The organism is Enterococcus sp. DIV0800 (assembly GCF_050559735.1).
Lineage (GTDB): Bacteria > Bacillota > Bacilli > Lactobacillales > Enterococcaceae > Enterococcus_A > Enterococcus_A devriesei.
Map to the genome: position 1 here is coordinate 1,271,489 of NZ_CP187898.1, position 18,059 is coordinate 1,289,547.

Below are 18,059 nucleotides of genomic sequence, written 5' to 3' on the forward strand. Positions count from 1 at the left end.
TCTATTCCTCCTGGCTTAAGAAGCGGAAAACATCGCTCCGTTTGATCGTTCCGATAATTTTTTGTTCTTGCTTGATAGTAAACGCTTCTTGCTCTGCTAACAAATCAAAGACCTCGCTCAAGCTAGTAGCAATGTCTAAACTTGGCAACATTTCGTCCGCTGGCTGAGCCTCTTGGTAATAGCCGCCGTTAATAAGTGTTTCTAATGTTTGGGTATATACTTCATCGTTGGTTTCATCAAAGAAATCCTTTACGAATTGATTTTTCGGATGTTTTTGAATTTCTTCTGGAGTATCGCATTGAATCAGTTTTCCTTCATGCATTACTGCGATTCGATTGCCGACTTTTAACGCTTCTTTCATGTTGTGAGTCACGAAAACAACCGTATTGCCTAATTTTTGATGCAGTTGAATTACTAAATCTTGAAGACTGGCACGGGAAATAGGGTCTAACGCACTGAAAGGTTCATCCATTAGCATAATATCTGGTTCCGCTGCTAGTGCTCGGATAATTCCGATCCGCTGTTGCTGGCCACCTGAAAGCTCACTAGGCATTCGATCACGGTATTGTTCCGGATCTAAATCCACTTCATTCAACAATTCATCTACCCGTTGACTACGACGCTGTTTGTCCCAGCCTAGCATATCCGGAATCACGTCGATATTTTCTTTCACCGTCATAGTGGGAAATAAAGCGATCTGCTGCAAGACATACCCTGTCTGCCAGCGTAATTTTTGGATATCATAATCTTTGATTCGCTTTTCATTAAAATAAATATCGCCATCGGTTGGTTCGATCAAGCCGTTAATCATTTTTAACGAAGTCGTTTTACCACTGCCGGAAGGTCCGACGAGTACAAAAATTTCTCCTTTTTTCACTGAGAGGTTCAAATCTTTTAGAACCACGTTGCCTTCAAATTCTTTACTGACATTTTTAAATTCAATAATTGATTCCATCTATTTATCCTCCCCAATGATCTTCTCTTTCACCAAAAAGTCATGGGCAACTTTTGCTGGTTGTTCCTTTTTCACGTTTACTAAGTAATTCATCTCCACCATTTGGTCTTCTGTAATTTTACCGGACAAACGATTCAAGGCTTTGACAATCTTCGGATGTTTATCGGCAAACTCTTTTTTCATTAACGGCGCTCCTTGATATGGCGGGAAGAGATGCATGTCGTCTTCCAAGGTTACTAGATCGTATTGCTTAATCTCACTATCCGTTGAATAAGCGTCGATTACATCGACATCTCCGGTGTTAATTGCTTGATAGCGTAAGGCCGGTTCCATACTTTGCACGGAGCCTAGCTTCACATTGTATTTCTTTTGAATCCCACGATAACCATCTTCCCGGTCGATAAATTCTAAGGTAAAGCCGGCTTTCAATTGATCCTGCTGCGCCGCTAAATCAGAAATTTTAGTGATGCCACGCTTCTCTGCTTCACTTTTCTTCATCGCCAACGCATAGGTATTTTCATATTCCATTGGTTTTAGTAGGCGCATATCAAATTGCGAACCTAATAATTTATTTGCTTCTTGATAAGTTTTCTCTGGTGAAAGATCATCCGGTGTATTATCTGGAACTTTCACCAAACTCTCTAAGACAGTTCCGGTAAATTCTGGATACATATCAATTTGATTATTCTCGACTGCACTAAACAAGAAACTGGTCTTCCCAAAGTTCGGCTTCAATTCCACATTGATCGACGAATCTTCATCTTTGATGACTTCTTTATACATATTAATCAAAATATCTGGTTCAGAACCTAACTTTCCGGCAATCGTGACTGTTTCCCCACCCATCGGATTGTTTTGAGCAAAGAAAATTCCACCAATACCGAGACAGATAACACCGAGAGCCGCTAAAGCAACTTTTCCACTGCGATGCTGCAAGAAACGAATTAAGGTACTAAAAATAATCGCTAATAAAGCCGAACTAATAGCTCCAATCAATGTCAAATTCGGATCGTTACGGTCGATTCCTAGTAAAATGAAGGTTCCTAGACCGCCAGCACCAATCAAAGCGGCTAAGGTAGCCGTCCCGATAATCAACACTAGCGCTGTACGAACCCCTGAAATAATAACTGGCATGGCCATTGGTAGCTCCACACGCAAAAGCTTACGCATTCGGGACATCCCAAAGGCATCCGCTGCTTCTTCAATCGAAGGATCGATTTCTGACAGTCCGATATACGTATTTTGGAAGATCGGCAACAGCGCGTAGACGATCAAAGCAATCAAGGCTGGAACCGTACCAATCCCGACAAAAGGAATCAGCAGTCCCAATAACGCCAAAGAAGGAATCGTCTGCAAAATACTAGTGATTTGTAACACCACTTCAGCTAATTTCTTACGTTGACTTAGCAAAATCGCTAATGGAATCGCGATGACAACCGCAATTAACAACGCGCTTAAAGAAATCGCCAAGTGCTCAAACACCGCTGAAAGCAAATCACCCTTTCGTTCATTAAAGGTATTAATTAATTCATTCATAAAATATCCTCTCAAAATATGACCTATTCTCATTATAGCTTAATCCAAAAAGGAGACAAAAAGATTCGCTTGCGTAAAAAGTAGTATAATGGCGAAAAAGAAAGCAGGGAAATGATGAAAACGATTGAAGACTTAGAAACGATTACACTTACTAAAAACGAAAAAAGCTATCATTATTTAAATTCTCATCACTATAATTGGTTCAAAGCAATTGAGTTGAACCTGCTAAATAGTGATGGTTTCACCAATTATTTCTTGCGACTTAAGAAAAACGAGGCAATCGCCTTTGAACAACTGCAAGAAAACGTCCTAAACGCTTCAATCCAAGCGTTTCAGGCAGAATTAGCCGATGCCGATAGTTTTGTTTTACTGACGGCTACCTGGGCTAACGGCTTTGTTCCAGAAAAAGCTACCGCCGCTCTAAAAGACCTCAATCACTATTTAGAAAACTATACAATCCAGAAAGATCCGCTATTTGGTATCAATCAAATGAACGCCGATTTCAATCAAGTCCTGCTGCAACACTTTCCTAAAGTGCGCCGCCAAGATTTGCGTTTGATCTATCGTTTGTTGGCCTTGAAGGAAGCCAATGATGACATTATTCAAGACGAATTAGCCAGCTTAAACGAGCCGACTAGAAAACGCACTGAGCGACTTCGAGGAATATTTCAAGCAATATAAGAAAAAGCAACGACTGCTGATGTCGCAACCTCACTAAGGAGATCGCCATATCAGCAGTCGTTGCTTATCTATTGGTTTTTATAAATTGGCTTCTTTATTCATTAAATTCGGGAACAATCAGGACGATCCATTACTTCGGCTCATAGGGATAATGACCACTTTTAATGGTTCATGTCCGTTCTTTAAGTCAGTTTATTGAGTTCTCTTTCAATCAGAACTAGCGACAGTTTTAATGCTTTGACTCGCTCTTTAGACAATGTAATTTGCGACTGCCGATTTTGACCCTGTGCATGCTTTTCTTCAAGAGAAACAAGCGCCTGTTCAACCTTATGCAGCGTTGAAGCCAAAGACTTTTTCGCTGCTTGATACTCTTTTAGTGTATAATCCTCCATCTCTCAGCGTTCCTCTCTATGATTGTTTCAACTATCTAACTTCCGTAACCTAATTCCTCGAGAAACATTCACTAACGCTGCGATGAACCAAATAAGTGCAACCAAATGACTGTAGCGAGACTTGAAGACAAAGAGAAACAGTAAGCCACCAAATAATTGAAATAATGAATTCCAAAATAATCTGTACCATTTTTTACTGGTCATTTTCAGTCTTCAACTCCTTACTGACTTCAGCTAATAAAATACATGATTCAAAACGCGGTCCTTTGCTAAGAAAACTATCTATGCGTTTAGCCTAACTTTTTGATTTGCTTTATACAGCCAAATGATGAAATTTATGAAAAAAAGCAAACTGCTGATCCGAATCCAGCCACTATGATTAGACTGCCACAGAACTGATAGCAATCCAGAATTTTGATGATCTTAGAAAATTTTTCATTCGCCTGTCCATCCTCATTATTGATAGATACTTGTTTAGTTATTAATCAAAGCATATACAAAAAGTTCCGCGGTATCAATAGAAAAAAGCCCTCTCCTAGTTAAAGAGAAGACTTTATGTATAACACCGATATTCAAACTCTTACTATTAAAAATTAAAACTCTTAACGAATCCCCAAAGCAATCCGCGCATAACGGCTCATCTTATCCGTCGTCCACGCTGGATACCACACAAGTTTCACTTCAACATTGTTGACTTCTGGAATTTCAGCCAATGCTGATTGAATATTATCCGTTAAAATATCCGCCAATGGGCAACCCATAGTAGTCAAGGTCATTTTGATAATAGTATTTCCGGTCTGCTCAAAATCAACTTCATAAATCAAACCAAGATTGACGATATCGATACCTAACTCAGGGTCAATAACTGACTCTAAAGCGGTCAAAATATTTTCTTTAATTTCAGCAACTTCTGCTTCGGTCCATTTTGGTGCTTTCTCTTCCATTCGCTCCACTCCCTTTTGAGTTCACCAGTATTTTACTCCATCTTGCTCAGTTTGTAAATGAGAATTGACAGCCAGTCATTCTCATTTAAGAATTTTTATTGATCCACTTTTACTTTTTTCATCTGGATCTGCTCGTCCTCGGTCAGGAAAGAGCCTACGACAGAATCCGTCGCCATAATATTAGTAAATGAATTCGGATCAATATCCGTCACGACTTGTTTTAAAGTATATAATTCATAACGAGTCAATACGATCATAATGACTTCCCGCTCTGTTGAACTAAAGCCGCCCCGTGCCGGAATAACTGTCAAACCTCGAAGTAATTCACGACTTAACGCTTCACACATTTCTTTGCTCTTATTCGTACTAATGAAGGCCGTCATCTTCTGGTGACTGGTATGAACAAAGTCAACCACGGAACTCATTGTGAAGATCGTAATGATGGTATAAAGTGCACTCTCCCAAGTAAAGAAGAAACCTGCGACTACGACGATCACGCCGTTTAACAACATCATATAATTGCCCACTGTTCGACCGGTTGTTTTAGATAAGAGTAAAGAGACGATATCCAAACCGCCAGTTGTAAAACCTAACTTCAAGGAAAAGCCTGCTCCGATCCCTAGCAATACCCCACCAGTTATAGCATTCATCAAGACGTTATCTGTCACTTGTCCAACTGGAATCAAGGTGGTAAACGCGGACATAGCGATCACGTTAGCAAAACTTAAAATCATCGCCGATTTTCCTAACTTTATAAAGCCTAAAATAAATACAGGAACATTCAAAAGGAAAATCAAGATCCCGGTATCAATCGTCAAGCCGAAGCTAGTTAATAAATGTTCTAAAATTTGGGCGATCCCTGTCATCCCTGCTGAAAAAACATTTGCCGGAATCAAAAAATAATTCAGCCCAACGGCTCCTGTTAAGCCGGTAAAAAGAATGACAACGATTTTTTTTGCCAAATCTTTTGATGTGTAATTAATAACTTTTTGCATCAGCTATTCCTCCTTCATTCAAACCCATAATAGAGTACCAGTTCTCTATAAGAATAATCAATCGTTTTCATCCGCTTATTGGAGAATAATTATAGCTTTCTTATCAATTTTTGATAAACTAAAGGAAAAGATTCAAAAGTTTTAGGAGGATAATTATGGCGAAAGAAGCAAGCTTTGATATCGTATCAGAATTGAACAAAGAAGAAGTCAAAAATGGCGTTCAAATCGCATTGAAAGAATTAAAAAATCGTTTCGACTTCAAAGGTAGTAGCTTTGACATTACTACAGAAGGCAACCAATTAGTTGTTACTGCAGAGGACGATTACAAGATCGAACAAGTCAAAGAAGTTTTGTTCAGTAAATTGATCAAACGTGGAGTTCCATTAAAAAATATTCAGTTTTCCGCTTCTGAACACGCCCTTGGGGGCAATGCGCGTCAGAAAGCTGATTTAGTCAGCGGCATCGATAAAGAAAGCGCAAAAAAATTAACGACCGCTATCAAGAACAGCAAAATCAAGGTTAAAGCGCAAATTCAAGAAGATCAATTACGGGTCACTGGAAAAAATCGTGACGATTTACAGAAGGTGATTGCTTTAGTAAAAGACATCGACTTACCGATTGATCTGCAATTTACAAATTATCGCTAAAAAAAGTAGGCTACGTTAGATTTCAGACTAACGTAGCCTACTGCTTTTTTATTCTGTTTCTTCCCAAAAGGCTTGGATGGTTTTACCTAATTCTTCTGCACCATAGACAACTTTGTGATCACGCCAACTAATCGGTAATAATTTTTGATAATGGAGATTCGTATAGCGCTGATCCAAAAGTAAAATGATCCCTTGATCCTTCATTGTACGGATCACTCGACCAGCCGCTTGTATCACCTTATTCATCCCTGGTAATTGATAAGCATAACTAAATCCTTCGTTTCTTTTTTCATCGTAATACTCTTTGATTAACTCTTGCTCATGATTGATTTGCGGAAGACCAACACCTACTACAACCGTTCCAATCAGCCTTCCACCGACTAAATCAATGCCTTCAGAGAAAATCCCGCCTAACACACAGAAGCCAATCAACGTTTTTTTCGGCTGATTTACAAAAGCAGCTAGAAATTCTTCTCGCTCAGCTTCATTTAATTTCGAGCCTTGGATCTGTATCGCGTACTCTGGATAACGGTCATGAAAATAATCTGCGACTTGATCAAGAAATTGAAAAGACGGTAAAAAGACTAAATAGTTTCCAGTTTTGGCTTTGACTAATGTTTCGATAGCTTCAGCAATTTTTGGAATACTTTGGATTCGCTTCTGATACGTCGTTTGAATACTGGCATCCACCGCCACTAATCGATTTTTTGTTGGAAACGGGCTAGGCAAACGATAGGTCAAGCTCTCTTCCCCTCCGCCTAAGACTTCTTGATAATAATCTAAGGGTGAAAAGCTCGCTGAAAAGAGGATACTACTGCCGACTTTATCCATGGTCTGTTCTAGAAAGTATGAAGGATCAATGCAATATTCTTTGACGATCAAGTCATAATTTTTAAATTCCACCGTTGTCTCGTAATGATCATCATAGAACTCACTCATTCGTGTAAAGCGCAAAATCTCAAAATAAACTGGCAGCATTCGTTGCTGCATAGGGTCTTCAGGATTTTCCGCTAACCATTCTTTAATCAGTTCTTGAACTTTAAAAAGACTATTAATCAACCCTTCTGGAGCACTTTGTTGATGGAGGTAAGCTTCGCCATCAAGGGCTTGATAAATCAGTTCAAATTCGTTATCGACCCTTATAAAGGCTTTATTTAGTTTTTTAAAAGAACTCTTTAAATCCTTTTGAACGTTTGCTAAGTTGTTTCTTGAGATACTTGCAGAATACATTTCTTTGGATCGGTTAACTAAATTATGAGCTTCATCTACTAATACCAAGTTGTTTTTATTCTCTTCTTCAAAAAAGCGGCGTAAGTACACAGTTGGATCAAAGAGATAATTATAGTCTCCTATGACAAGATCACAAAAGCGGCTAACATCTAATGATAATTCAAAAGGACAAAGCTCATGCTTGCGCGCATAGTCTTCAATCACTGGACGAGTATATTGATCGTCGTTATTCAACATATCCCATAAACCATCATTCACGCGGTCGTAATACCCCTTTGCAAAAGGACAATGCTCCGGCGTACAATTTCGTTCAGTCAAAAAGCAAATCTTATCCTTCGCCGTCAAAGTTACACTTTTGATTCGGGCGGCTTCTTGAGTAATTTTAGTCACGGTTTCTTCCGCGACCTGCCGGGTGATTGTTTTGGCGGTCAAATAAAAGATCCTTTCACCTAGTTCTTCTCCCATCGCTTTGAATGTGGGAAACAATGTCGACATCGTTTTGCCTGTCCCGGTTGGTGCTTCAACAAAGAGCTTTTGTTGCGCATGAATCGTCTTGTAAACGGCGGCAGCCAATTCTCTTTGTCCGGCACGATAGGTTTCAAAAGGAAAGACCAATTCTTTCAGTGATTGATTTCTCGTTTCCCGCCAATCCATTTGAAAAACGAGCCAGTTTTCATAACTTTGGACTAAATCGGTAAAAAAGTCCGCTAGCTCTTGGAAGCTAAACCGACGTTCTTGTCGCGTGATTTTTTCTTCCGTCGTCTGAAAATACGTTAGACGTGCTCCGATTTCACTTAATTCTTCTTGTTCACTATAGATATAGGCGTAAACCATTGCTTGATAAAAATACAGATTAATGATCCCTTCTTCTAAATCTTCAAAAGGTGTTTCTGAGGTTTTTATCTCATCGACATAGGTCAGTTCATCTTGCAAAAAGATCCCATCTGCGCGACCCTCAATTTGAACCTCGATGCCGGCAATAGTTAATGGCTTTTTCAGCCAGACCTCTTTCTGATAGCTCGATCCAGCTTCTTTCTGCAGCTTGCGATGAATTCTAGCACCCTCTTGAGGTGTGTGGCTGCTGTTTTTCCCTTCATCAATACTGCCGCTGCGTAGAATGAATTCAACTAATTCACGAACGGCTATTTTCTTGACTGTCACGTCTTCACCTCATCTATCTTTTTTATCATTTTTTCTCATTTAAAAGTTTTTGCTGTTCAACCATAGAAGATTTTCTAAACGGCGTCAAGTGTTACTCGTCTTCCGACTTATCTATTAAACGTTGCAAAAAGTCGCGGAAAAGATCAGTTGCAATTCCCATTTTTTCGTAGTTTTCAAAGATCGAATGAATCTCCATAAATAGAAACGATAGATAAAACGCGTAAAGCAAGACGTTGCCGGCATTCATTGGGATCAAGCTTGCAACCGGCAGGAAAAATAGCAGTAACAAAATACTGGCGATCTTTCGTAAAATCCCATTAATCCCTATTTTTGATGAGAGCTGCTTCGTTAAGCGTGCAGCAATCAATCCGGTGATCAAATCCAGCAGCATAGCTAATGAAATCAGCGCTAAAACAAATAGTACGTTTGGCTCTCCTTCAATCATTTTCATCCAATTTGACATAATACATTCCCTCTTTACTATTATTAACGAAAGAAAAAGGCTCAATGCTTACCTAAATGTCAAATTCGTTCAGGGATTCCACATATTTTTTGCTTTTAAGGTATAATAAAGAAGAAATTCAGCCTAGGTCTCTAAACGAGAAGACCCAGCTGGTGTGAAATTGAGGCTCATTTTCTAAAGAGAATGAGTTAGGAGGGAAATAATGATTCAAATCGAAGGCTTCGTTACGGGGGTTGCACAAGAAAATTGTTACTTGATCCATAACGAGCAGAATTTACTAATTGTTGATCCAGGCGCTGAAGGAGATCGCTTAGCTGCAGAAATTAAACGTGTCGGGAAAAAACCACAGGCAATTCTATTAACCCATACCCATTATGACCATATTGGAGCGGTAGAACAATTACGAAAATTGTATGATATTCCGGTCTATGTCAGCCCGCTGGAACAAAAATGGTTAGGTGATCCTATTCTGAATCTTTCAGGCTTAGGCCGACATGATGATATGCCGGATTTGGTTGTTCGACCGGCAGAATTTGAATTTGAGCTGAAAGAATACACGATTGGCGGCATGACCTTCCAAGTCGTTCCCACCCCGGGACATTCTATCGGTAGTGTCAGCTTTATCTTTGACAATTTTGTTGTCGTGGGAGATGCTTTATTTAAAGGAAGTATCGGCCGCACGGATCTTTATACCGGAGATCTACAACAGCTTCTATATAGTGTTAAAACGTATCTCTTTACCTTACCTCGCGAATTGCCAGCGTATCCTGGACATGGTCCGGCAACGACGATCGGTCAAGAGATAGATACAAATCCGTTTTTTAATTAATCAACTTTTTGGAGGTTTTAAATATGGCAGAAACAAATCTTTACATTGTACGACATGGTAAAACGATGTTCAATACATTGGCGCGTGTACAAGGCTGGTGTGACACTCCGCTGACCCAAAGCGGCCGCGACGGTATCCACTACGTCGGGCTTGGATTACAAGACACTAAGTTTGAAGAAGCCTATTCAAGTGATTCCGGACGGGCGATTGAAACCATGCGAATTCTCTTAGGGGAACATCCAGACGGTAAAGATATCCCTTACCATGTCGATCCAAGAATTCGCGAATGGTGTTTTGGTTCTTTAGAAGGTGCTTATGATGCAGAAATGTGGGGTGTCCTGCCTCGTGTGTTGAATTTTAAAACTGAAGATGATTTATTTGCGACCGATGTCAGCTTTGAAGAGATCGCAAATGCAGTTGAAGGAGCCGATACAGCAAACTGGGCAGAGCCTTACGAAAAATTACGGGACCGTGTCTGGAACGGCTTTGAAGATATCGCCCAACAACGTGAAAAACAAGGTGGCGGAAATGTCTTAATCGTTTCTCACGGTTTAACGATTGCTTTCTTACTAAGCTTGATTGATTCAAAACAACCTGTTCGGGCAAATCTGTTAAATGGTAGTATCAATCGCCTGCGTTACGAAAATGGCGAGTTTTCGATCCGTGCAATCAATGATATTAGTTACATGGAACGTGGAAAAAAGATTTCTGATCAAATTGACGCGTAACCTTAAGAGGTTGAGACAGAAGTGTCAACTTCAAGAATAAGAAGAACTTTCTGGAAATTGCTCCTCAGATTTTTTGAAATTTTGGCTTATTTCCGAAGAAGCTACTTCTGTCAAACTGTTTATACCTGAATAGGAGCGGTGACAAAAATTTTGTCACCGCTCTTCTTTCTGAATAAATGACGTTCCAGCAGTAGCTTGTTGCTTGATGATGAACACTGCTATCACGGTTTCTTTAAAAAAGCTTAGTTTTTTTTCGATGGTTTTTTGATTAGCGAAACGGTATACTATTTTATGTTACTAACCTGAAAGGACGTACAGTATGCTTATTGCTAATATTTTTAAAGCCATTATTCTTGGTATCGTCGAAGGGATCACAGAATGGCTACCGATTTCTTCTACCGGTCATTTGATCTTAGCCGACGAATTCATCAAAATGAACATGAGTCCCGCCTTCACCGAAATGTTTAACGTCGTGATTCAATTAGGAGCGATTTTGGCGGTCGTCGTTTTATACTTCAGCAAGCTGAATCCCTTCGCTCCCAGCAAGACTTCAGCCGAAAAGAAGGAGACTTGGACATTATGGTTCAAGGTCGTCATCGCCTGTCTTCCGGCAGCTATAATCGGTATTCCAGCTGATGACTTCTTAGACGCGCATTTCCATAAGTTTTTACCTGTGGCAATTATGTTGATTGTTTACGGGATTGCGTTTATCGTTGTTGAAAAACAAAACAAACATAAACAGCCAAAAGTCACCACCTTAAACGACTTCACTTACAAAGCGGCCTTGATTGTAGGGGCGTTTCAATTATTGTCATTGATTCCCGGAACTTCTCGTTCTGGTGCAACTATTTTAGGAGCGATTATTATTGGCAGCTCTCGTTTTGTGGCAACGGAATTCTCTTTCTTCTTAGGTATTCCCGTCATGTTTGGTGCCAGTGGTTTGAAGATTTTCAAATTTATTTCTCACGGAAATTCATTTGGCTCTTCTGAGACCATCGTATTATTAGTCGGTATGGTCACTGCTTTCGTCGTCTCTATTATCGCTATCAAATTCTTATTGGATTATATTAAACGAAATGATTTTACTGCCTTTGGCTGGTATCGAATCATTCTCGGCATCATCTTGATCGGCTACTGGCTGATTGCTATGTAAGACCTGCATTTTTGTAGGTCTTTTCTTTTTTGCCATTTTTCGAACCAATTGATAATTATTATAAAGTAATTCGTCCATTGTTATTCCGACATCTTCTTGAGTTGGCTGGCTTTCCTTTTACCAAATACTAATGATAGTCATTCTCAAGTATAATTGATAATTACTTTCGTTCTCAATTAGCCGATTTCATTATCATTTGAACAATTGACTATGATACTATGAGGGTGAAAGGAGGAAAAGTTATGAATATTAAAGAACGAAATGCTTTTCTCTCTACTTTGTTTTGCCTAGTCTTTTTAATCAGTGGTAAGGTGCTGATGGCCTTTGCCTATCCCTTCTTTCCGCTTGTCTTTATTTTAGCCATTATTAGCGGCGGGTGGAAACAGACTTTTGAAGGAATCTCAGAATTAATCCATGAAAAAACCTTAAATGTCGATTTATTGATGGCCTTAGCAGCGATCGGCGCTTGTTTAATTGGTAATTGGTTTGAAGGAGCAATGCTGACCTTTATCTTTTGTCTCAGCGGTGCCTTGGAAGAATATGCGACTAACAAAAGCACGAAAGAGATTACTGCTCTAATGAAAGTGGCGCCAAAAGAAGCATTAAAAGTTGTCGCCGGCGAACACATTACGGTTCCAGTTGAGGCATTAAAACTGCATGATCATGTATTCGTTCCTAAAGGCACAGCCGTACCGATCGATGGGGAGATGTTAGCAGCTTCTTCGATTGATGAAGCGGCAATCACCGGTGAAGCGGTACCCGTCGAAAAAAATCCCGGCGATGAAGTTTTTGGCGGTACGATTAACGTTGGACAAGCTTTTACTCTAGCAGTAACAAAAACAAGCAACGACACGCTATTTTCACAAATTTTACGGCTAGTGGAAAATGCCCAAAAGGAACAAAGCGCAACTGCGACTTTCATCGAAAAAATCGAAAATGGTTACGTTAAAATCGTTTTAATCGCCGTTCCATTGATGATCTTCGCAACTCATTTCTTACTTGGCTGGAGTTTTACTGAAAGTTTCTATCGCGGAATGGTACTCCTTGTCGTTGCCTCTCCTTGTGCCCTAGTCGCCTCTGCGACGCCTGCAACATTAGCCGCGATCTCCAATGGCGCGAAGCATGGGATTCTTTTTAAGTCGGGTAAAACACTAGAAAAATTAGCAGATCTGCAGGCAATCTCTTTTGATAAGACAGGAACGTTAACGCAAGGGAAGCCGCGTGTCACTAATTATAAAATTTTTTCAGCTGATCCTCTCATTCCGAGAATCCTCTATTCGATGGAACGCCAATCGACACATCCATTAGCAATCGCCATTGCCAAGTTTTTCGAAAAGGAAAAGAGCTTGGATCTCCAAGTGGAAGAAAAAGCCGGTATGGGATTAGAAACAGTTTATTTTGACCAGAATTGGCGCTTAGGAAAGCCTACGGAAAAACAAATGCAACAACCTTTAATCACTCAATGGCATAACGAAGGTAAAACAGTCGTTGCACTTACCCACGATGAAAAATTAGTCGCCTTAATCGGCTTAATGGATCTGCCTAAGCCTTTTACGAAAGAAATCATCGCCTACTTTGATAAACAAGCAGTTCAAACGGTGATGCTGACTGGCGATAATCACGGAGCTGCCAGCTTTGTGGCTCAACAGCTTGGGTTGAATGCTTTTCATAGCGGTCTACTTCCTGCGGATAAGACGGCGCTAGTCAAACAACAGCAAGAAAGTTATCCAGTCAACGCGATGGTAGGTGATGGAATCAATGATGCCCCTGCTCTTGCGACCGCCAGTATTGGAATTGCGATGGGTGAAGGAACCGATGTGGCGATGGAAGTTTCCGATATGGTTTTAATGAAGAATGACTTGACGAAATTGATGTACAGTCATCGACTGGCAAAAAAAATGAAGCGCATCGTACGACAAAATATTCTGTTTTCACTCAGCGTGATCCTTCTTTTGATTGCCAGCAACTTCCTGCAATTTCTAACCTTACCGCTTGGGGTCATCGGACATGAAGGCAGCACTATTTTAGTCATCTTGAATGGACTGAGAATGCTGATACCATTGAAGGAGCTAACTCACAACAAAGCAGAAAAGTGCACAGCCTGTCCCCTTTATCAAGCCGCCAGCTAATTTTTTAGCAAGAATGCCTTTATCAAACTGTAAATTTTCTGTTAAGGAAAAAAACTTGTCACGATTTTATTGCATTGGAAACTTCCTTTATGTATAATGAGTAATGTTGAATTGTACGGCTATAACCGTATAAGACTAAATCCGGAGGTGAAATCCATGCCAAACATTGAATCTGCAATCAAACGTGTCCGCACTAGCGAAGCTGCTAACGCTAAAAACTCATCACAAATGAGCGCAATGCGTACAACCGTTAAGAAATTTGAAGAAGCTGCTGCTGCAGGTGCTGAAAATATGAACGATTTATATAAAGAAGCTGCTAAAGCTATCGATATGGCTGAATCAAAAGGTTTGATCCACAAAAACAAAGCAAACCGTGATAAAGCACGTCTTGCTAAAAAATTAGCAAAATAATAAAAACCGATCATTTGATCGGTTTTTTTATTTATACTTAAGAAAGGCTTTCGCGAACTCGCTCAGCTTTTGAGCAATAAGACCAAACTATGTCTAAATTGCTTCTCAAATTTAGACATAGTTTTGCTTATTGCCGATAAAGCTAGTTCGTGAAGCCGGACATGGATGTACCTGCTGTAAAGCAATTTATTCATGCGGAAATTTTATACTTTCTTTATACTTAAAAAAGCCGCCGAATTTTATTAACTAAAATTCGGCGGCTTTACTGCTTATTTTGTTAACTCGCTATAATTTTTAGAGCGTTCTTCCATATCTTCTACTGTTTGATTCAGCATTTCTTCAACGACTTCATCGTTCTTCTTGATATTATGCAAAGCAGAGAAGCGAGTTTGCCCTTCAAGGAAGTCATTCATCTTACTAAAATCAGCTTTTTTAAAGTCGATCCGCATTGGCTCTTTGCCTTTTTGAGCCCGAATTGGATCAAAACGATAAAGCTGCCAATAGCCAGATTCTACGGCTTCTTTAGACTCTTTGATTGATTTACTCATGCCGCCGCGAAGACCATGATTGATACAAGGCGTGTAACCGATAATGATGGATGGTCCTGGGTAAGCTTCAGCTTCTTGAATCGCCTTCAATGCCTGGGTCGGATTTGCCTCAATCGCTACCTGTGCTACATAAACATCACGATAGGTCATCGCAATCATGCCTAAATCTTTTTTCTTCGTCTTCTTCCCGCCCGCCGCAAATTTTGCGATTGCAGCAGAAGGAGTTGCTTTAGACATCTGTCCACCCGTGTTGGCATAAACCTCATTGTCCATGACTAAAATATTAACATCCTCACCAGAAGCCAATACGTGATCAATTCCACTAAAGCCGATGTCATATGCCCAACCGTCACCACCGATGATCCATTGGCTCGGTTTTACGAACATATCCTTGTCCGCTAAAATCGACTGCAGCTCTTCATTCGTTTCACCACTTAACGTTGCTTTCAGCTTAGCCGCTCGTTGTTGACTGCCTTCGCCTTCTTGCATATGGTCTAACCAATCTTGTAATTGAGCCTTGGTGTCCTCAGACCCTACTCCTTTGGCCAAGACTGTTTTGACTTTATTGGCTACTCGATTTCGTTTGGTCATATTCGCCACGTGCATCCCTAAACCATATTCAGCGTTGTCCTCAAAGAGTGAGTTACTCCAAGCGGGACCACAGCCATTTTGATTGACGGTATAGGGTGCAGCTGGAGACGAGCCACCCCAAATAGAAGAACAACCAGTCGTATTCGCAATCATCATGCGATCGCCATAAAGCTGGGTTAAAAGCTTAACATAGGGTGTTTCACCACAACCCGCACAAGCACCGGAAAATTCAAGCAACGGTTGCTCAAACTGTGACCCTAAGACTGAGAATTTCTTCGCTGGATTTTCTTTTTGACGTAACGTCATGGCAAAAGCCCAGTTGATCGCCTGCTCTTTTTGATCCTCGTAAGACTTCATGACTAACGCTTTTTCTTTAGCTGGACACACTTCGGCACAAAGCCCGCATCCGGTACAATCTTCTAAAGAAACTTGAATACGATATTTCAGGCCGCTTTTGCCCTTCATATCGCGGGTAATAAAGCCTGCTGGTGCAGCTTCCAACTCTTCGTCATCCGCTAAGAATGGACGAATCGCCGCATGGGGACAAACAAAGGCACATTCATTACACATCGTACAGGCCTCAGGAATCCATTCAGGCACTTCTAAAGCGATTCCTCGCTTCTCATATGCCGCCGTGCCAGAAGGCATTAGACCGCCTAACATGCCGTTTTCAATCAAGTCGTTAACTGAAAGCTGATTGCCTTCTTGACGATTGATTGGTTCTAAAATATTACGGATATAGGCTGGCTTGCTCATATCCGTTTCTTTGATCTGCTCCTTGACTTCAAGCGTGGCCCATTCCGCTGGGATCTCGATTTTTTTCAACTCGGCAACAGTTAAATCAATCGCTTGCCAGTTTCGTTCCACGATAGTTCGCGACTTTTTACCATAAGCAGCATCAACTTCACCCTTAAGTAACGGCAGATAGGTATCGTGGTCCATGATATCGGTCAACTCAAAGAAAGCTGTTGACATAACTTGATTGATTCGTCCGCCTAAACCGGTCTTTTGAGCGATTTCCATCGCGTTAATAATATAGAAATTAATCTGATGCTCTGCTAAATAGCGTTTGATCCGACTTGGCAATAATTGCCGGACCTTCTCTTCATCCCAAACGGTATTCAGTAAGAAAGTGCCGCCATCTTTCAGACCCTTCACCAAATCATATTGATGGATATAGGCACTGTTATGACAGCCGACAAAATCCGCCGCCTCCACGTTATAAGTCGAAAGAATCGGTTCTTTCCCAAAACGTAAATGAGAATTTGTCAATCCACCCGATTTTTTGGAATCGTAAGAGAAATAGGCTTGAGCATAATAATCGGTGTTGTTCCCGATGATCTTGATGGCTTGTTTATTGGCTCCCACCGTTCCATCAGATCCAAGTCCCCAAAATTTCGCTTGGAAGGTTGATTCTGGTGTTAAATCAAGGACATCATTCATTGGTAGGGACAAGTGCGTGACATCATCATTGATCCCAATCGTAAAGCGTTGCTTCATCTCATTGATCGGTAATAATAAATGATCAAAGACTCCTACGATTTGATCTGGTGTCACATCTTTTGAAGCGATTCCGTAACGCCCACCGATCACGATTGGGCGATTGGAATGACGATATAAGACACTTTGCACATCTAATAATAGTGGTTCACCGTCTGATCCAGGTTCTTTGGTCCGGTCTAAGACAGCGACTTTCTCAACGGTTGTTGGCAACTTAGCCAATAGGTTTTCTGCCGGGAATGGACGATACAAATGAATGTCAATAAAACCAACTTTGCGGCCATTCGCATTTAAATAATCGACCGTTTGCTGGATCGTTGGCGATGCTGAACCCATCGCGACGATGACTTCCGTTGCTTCCGGATCCCCATAATAATTTGTCAAATCATAATCAGTGCCTCGCAGATCATTGATCTTATTCATGTATTTTTGAACGATCGCAGGCATTTCATCGTAGTAACGATTAACTGTTTCTCTTTGTTGAAAATGGATATCAGGGTTTTGTGCCGTCCCAGAAACATTCGGACGATTCGGATTCATCCCTAATCGTCTGAATTCTGCTAGGGCTTCCCAGTTCACCATCGCCTTCAAATCTTCATAATCAAGTACTTCAATTTTTTGCAACTCATGACTAGTTCTAAAGCCATCAAAGAAATTCATAAAGGGTAACTTGCCTTCGATACTCGCTAAGTGAGCCACGGCGGATAGATCCATGACTTCTTGAACGCCACCTTCAGCCAACATACAAAATCCTGTTTGACGAGCAGCCATTACGTCACTATGATCGCCAAAAATACTCAACGCGTTGGTAGAGACCGCGCGCGCAGCAACATGAAAGACCGTCGGTAATAATTCGCCTGCAATCTTAAACATATTCGGAATCATCAATAATAATCCCTGTGAAGCGGTATACGTGGTTGTTAAGACACCTGTTTTTAATGATCCGTGCACGGTTCCGGCGGCCCCAGCTTCTGACTGCATCTCGACGACTTTGACCGTTTCGTTGAAAATATTTTTACGTCCTTGCTCTGCCCATTCATCGACAACTTCCGCCATCGTTGAACTAGGAGTGATGGGATAGATTCCGGCAACCTCGGTGAAGGCGTAAGAAATATGAGCTGCCGCGGTATTTCCATCCATCGTTTTCATCGTTTTCATCATTTGCA

Annotated in this window: 15 protein-coding genes; 7 read left to right on the forward strand and 8 right to left on the reverse strand. The window is 40.7% G+C overall.

Features of this window, described 5'->3' with window-relative positions; translation table 11 throughout:
• Window position 1: 1 nt before the first annotated feature.
• Window positions 2–955, reverse strand: coding sequence for an ABC transporter ATP-binding protein (locus IGI54_RS06200; RefSeq protein WP_430620189.1), 954 nt, complete (start codon window positions 953–955; stop codon window positions 2–4).
• On the reverse strand, window positions 956–2,491 hold the full coding sequence (locus IGI54_RS06205; RefSeq protein WP_071861403.1) for an ABC transporter permease/substrate-binding protein: 1,536 nt from the start codon (window positions 2,489–2,491) through the stop codon (window positions 956–958). It lies immediately after the preceding gene.
• Between the two features lie 114 nt (window positions 2,492–2,605).
• Here IGI54_RS06205 and IGI54_RS06210 point away from each other — a divergent pair, with 114 nt between their 5' ends.
• Window positions 2,606–3,172, forward strand: a complete 567-nt coding sequence (locus IGI54_RS06210; protein ID WP_430620190.1) for a hypothetical protein — start codon at window positions 2,606–2,608, stop codon at window positions 3,170–3,172.
• Window positions 3,173–3,354: 182 nt separating this feature from the next.
• On the opposite strand, the gene IGI54_RS06215 is transcribed toward IGI54_RS06210, so the two are convergent.
• From IGI54_RS06215 to IGI54_RS06225, 3 genes are all read right to left on the reverse strand, one after another.
• Complete coding sequence (locus tag IGI54_RS06215) at window positions 3,355–3,564, reverse strand: hypothetical protein (RefSeq protein WP_430620191.1); 210 nt, start codon at window positions 3,562–3,564, stop codon at window positions 3,355–3,357.
• 602 nt (window positions 3,565–4,166) lie between these two features.
• On the reverse strand, window positions 4,167–4,508 hold the full coding sequence (locus tag IGI54_RS06220; RefSeq protein WP_071861407.1) for a metal-sulfur cluster assembly factor: 342 nt from the start codon (window positions 4,506–4,508) through the stop codon (window positions 4,167–4,169).
• 95 nt (window positions 4,509–4,603) lie between these two features.
• Window positions 4,604–5,503: a YitT family protein gene (locus IGI54_RS06225; protein WP_071861408.1), complete on the reverse strand. Its 900-nt coding sequence runs from the start codon at window positions 5,501–5,503 to the stop codon at window positions 4,604–4,606.
• Between the two features lie 155 nt (window positions 5,504–5,658).
• Between IGI54_RS06225 and IGI54_RS06230 the strand changes: the two genes are divergently transcribed.
• Window positions 5,659–6,150: a YajQ family cyclic di-GMP-binding protein gene (locus IGI54_RS06230; RefSeq protein WP_216429147.1), complete on the forward strand. Its 492-nt coding sequence runs from the start codon at window positions 5,659–5,661 to the stop codon at window positions 6,148–6,150.
• Window positions 6,151–6,198: 48 nt separating this feature from the next.
• Here the strand turns inward: IGI54_RS06230 and IGI54_RS06235 are convergent, their stop codons facing one another.
• Both IGI54_RS06235 and IGI54_RS06240 read right to left on the reverse strand, forming a co-directional pair.
• Entirely contained in the window at window positions 6,199–8,541 is a 2,343-nt protein-coding gene (locus IGI54_RS06235; RefSeq protein ID WP_430620192.1) for an ATP-dependent DNA helicase, read from the reverse strand.
• 91 nt (window positions 8,542–8,632) lie between these two features.
• Window positions 8,633–9,004, reverse strand: coding sequence for a phage holin family protein (locus IGI54_RS06240; RefSeq protein WP_430620193.1), 372 nt, complete (start codon window positions 9,002–9,004; stop codon window positions 8,633–8,635).
• A gap of 202 nt (window positions 9,005–9,206) precedes the next feature.
• On the opposite strand from IGI54_RS06240, the gene IGI54_RS06245 reads away from it, so the two are divergent.
• From IGI54_RS06245 to rpsT, 5 genes are all read left to right on the forward strand, one after another.
• Entirely contained in the window at window positions 9,207–9,833 is a 627-nt protein-coding gene (locus IGI54_RS06245) for an MBL fold metallo-hydrolase (RefSeq protein ID WP_430620194.1), read from the forward strand.
• A gap of 23 nt (window positions 9,834–9,856) precedes the next feature.
• Window positions 9,857–10,561: a histidine phosphatase family protein gene (locus IGI54_RS06250; protein ID WP_071861413.1), complete on the forward strand. Its 705-nt coding sequence runs from the start codon at window positions 9,857–9,859 to the stop codon at window positions 10,559–10,561.
• Between the two features lie 319 nt (window positions 10,562–10,880).
• Complete coding sequence (locus tag IGI54_RS06255; RefSeq protein ID WP_430620195.1) at window positions 10,881–11,714, forward strand: undecaprenyl-diphosphate phosphatase; 834 nt, start codon at window positions 10,881–10,883, stop codon at window positions 11,712–11,714.
• Window positions 11,715–11,956: 242 nt separating this feature from the next.
• Window positions 11,957–13,843 carry a heavy metal translocating P-type ATPase gene (locus IGI54_RS06260; RefSeq protein ID WP_430620196.1) on the forward strand — a complete coding sequence of 629 codons (1,887 nt, stop codon included), beginning with the start codon at window positions 11,957–11,959 and terminating at the stop codon, window positions 13,841–13,843.
• Window positions 13,844–13,999: 156 nt separating this feature from the next.
• Window positions 14,000–14,254 carry a 30S ribosomal protein S20 gene (gene rpsT, locus IGI54_RS06265; RefSeq protein ID WP_010744899.1) on the forward strand — a complete coding sequence of 85 codons (255 nt, stop codon included), beginning with the start codon at window positions 14,000–14,002 and terminating at the stop codon, window positions 14,252–14,254.
• Between the two features lie 269 nt (window positions 14,255–14,523).
• Here the strand turns inward: rpsT and nifJ are convergent, their stop codons facing one another.
• Window positions 14,524–18,054 carry a pyruvate:ferredoxin (flavodoxin) oxidoreductase gene (gene nifJ / locus IGI54_RS06270; RefSeq protein ID WP_430620197.1) on the reverse strand — a complete coding sequence of 1,177 codons (3,531 nt, stop codon included), beginning with the start codon at window positions 18,052–18,054 and terminating at the stop codon, window positions 14,524–14,526.
• Window positions 18,055–18,059 lie beyond the last annotated feature (5 nt).

Bases quoted from the DNA above. Each gene is read 5' to 3' on its own strand.
- IGI54_RS06220 (WP_071861407.1), bottom strand. From the start codon at position 4,508: ATGGAAGAGAAAGCACCAAAATGGACCGAAGCAGAAGTTGCTGAAATT.
- IGI54_RS06225 (WP_071861408.1), bottom strand. From the start codon at position 5,503: ATGCAAAAAGTTATTAATTACACATCAAAAGATTTGGCAAAAAAAATC.
- IGI54_RS06200 (WP_430620189.1), bottom strand. From the start codon at position 955: ATGGAATCAATTATTGAATTTAAAAATGTCAGTAAAGAATTTGAAGGC.
- rpsT (WP_010744899.1), top strand. From the start codon at position 14,000: ATGCCAAACATTGAATCTGCAATCAAACGTGTCCGCACTAGCGAAGCT.
- IGI54_RS06210 (WP_430620190.1), top strand. From the start codon at position 2,606: ATGAAAACGATTGAAGACTTAGAAACGATTACACTTACTAAAAACGAA.
- IGI54_RS06250 (WP_071861413.1), top strand. From the start codon at position 9,857: ATGGCAGAAACAAATCTTTACATTGTACGACATGGTAAAACGATGTTC.
- nifJ (WP_430620197.1), bottom strand. From the start codon at position 18,054: ATGATGAAAACGATGAAAACGATGGATGGAAATACCGCGGCAGCTCAT.
- IGI54_RS06240 (WP_430620193.1), bottom strand. From the start codon at position 9,004: ATGTCAAATTGGATGAAAATGATTGAAGGAGAGCCAAACGTACTATTT.
- IGI54_RS06245 (WP_430620194.1), top strand. From the start codon at position 9,207: ATGATTCAAATCGAAGGCTTCGTTACGGGGGTTGCACAAGAAAATTGT.
- IGI54_RS06255 (WP_430620195.1), top strand. From the start codon at position 10,881: ATGCTTATTGCTAATATTTTTAAAGCCATTATTCTTGGTATCGTCGAA.
- IGI54_RS06260 (WP_430620196.1), top strand. From the start codon at position 11,957: ATGAATATTAAAGAACGAAATGCTTTTCTCTCTACTTTGTTTTGCCTA.
- IGI54_RS06215 (WP_430620191.1), bottom strand. From the start codon at position 3,564: ATGGAGGATTATACACTAAAAGAGTATCAAGCAGCGAAAAAGTCTTTG.
- IGI54_RS06205 (WP_071861403.1), bottom strand. From the start codon at position 2,491: ATGAATGAATTAATTAATACCTTTAATGAACGAAAGGGTGATTTGCTT.
- IGI54_RS06230 (WP_216429147.1), top strand. From the start codon at position 5,659: ATGGCGAAAGAAGCAAGCTTTGATATCGTATCAGAATTGAACAAAGAA.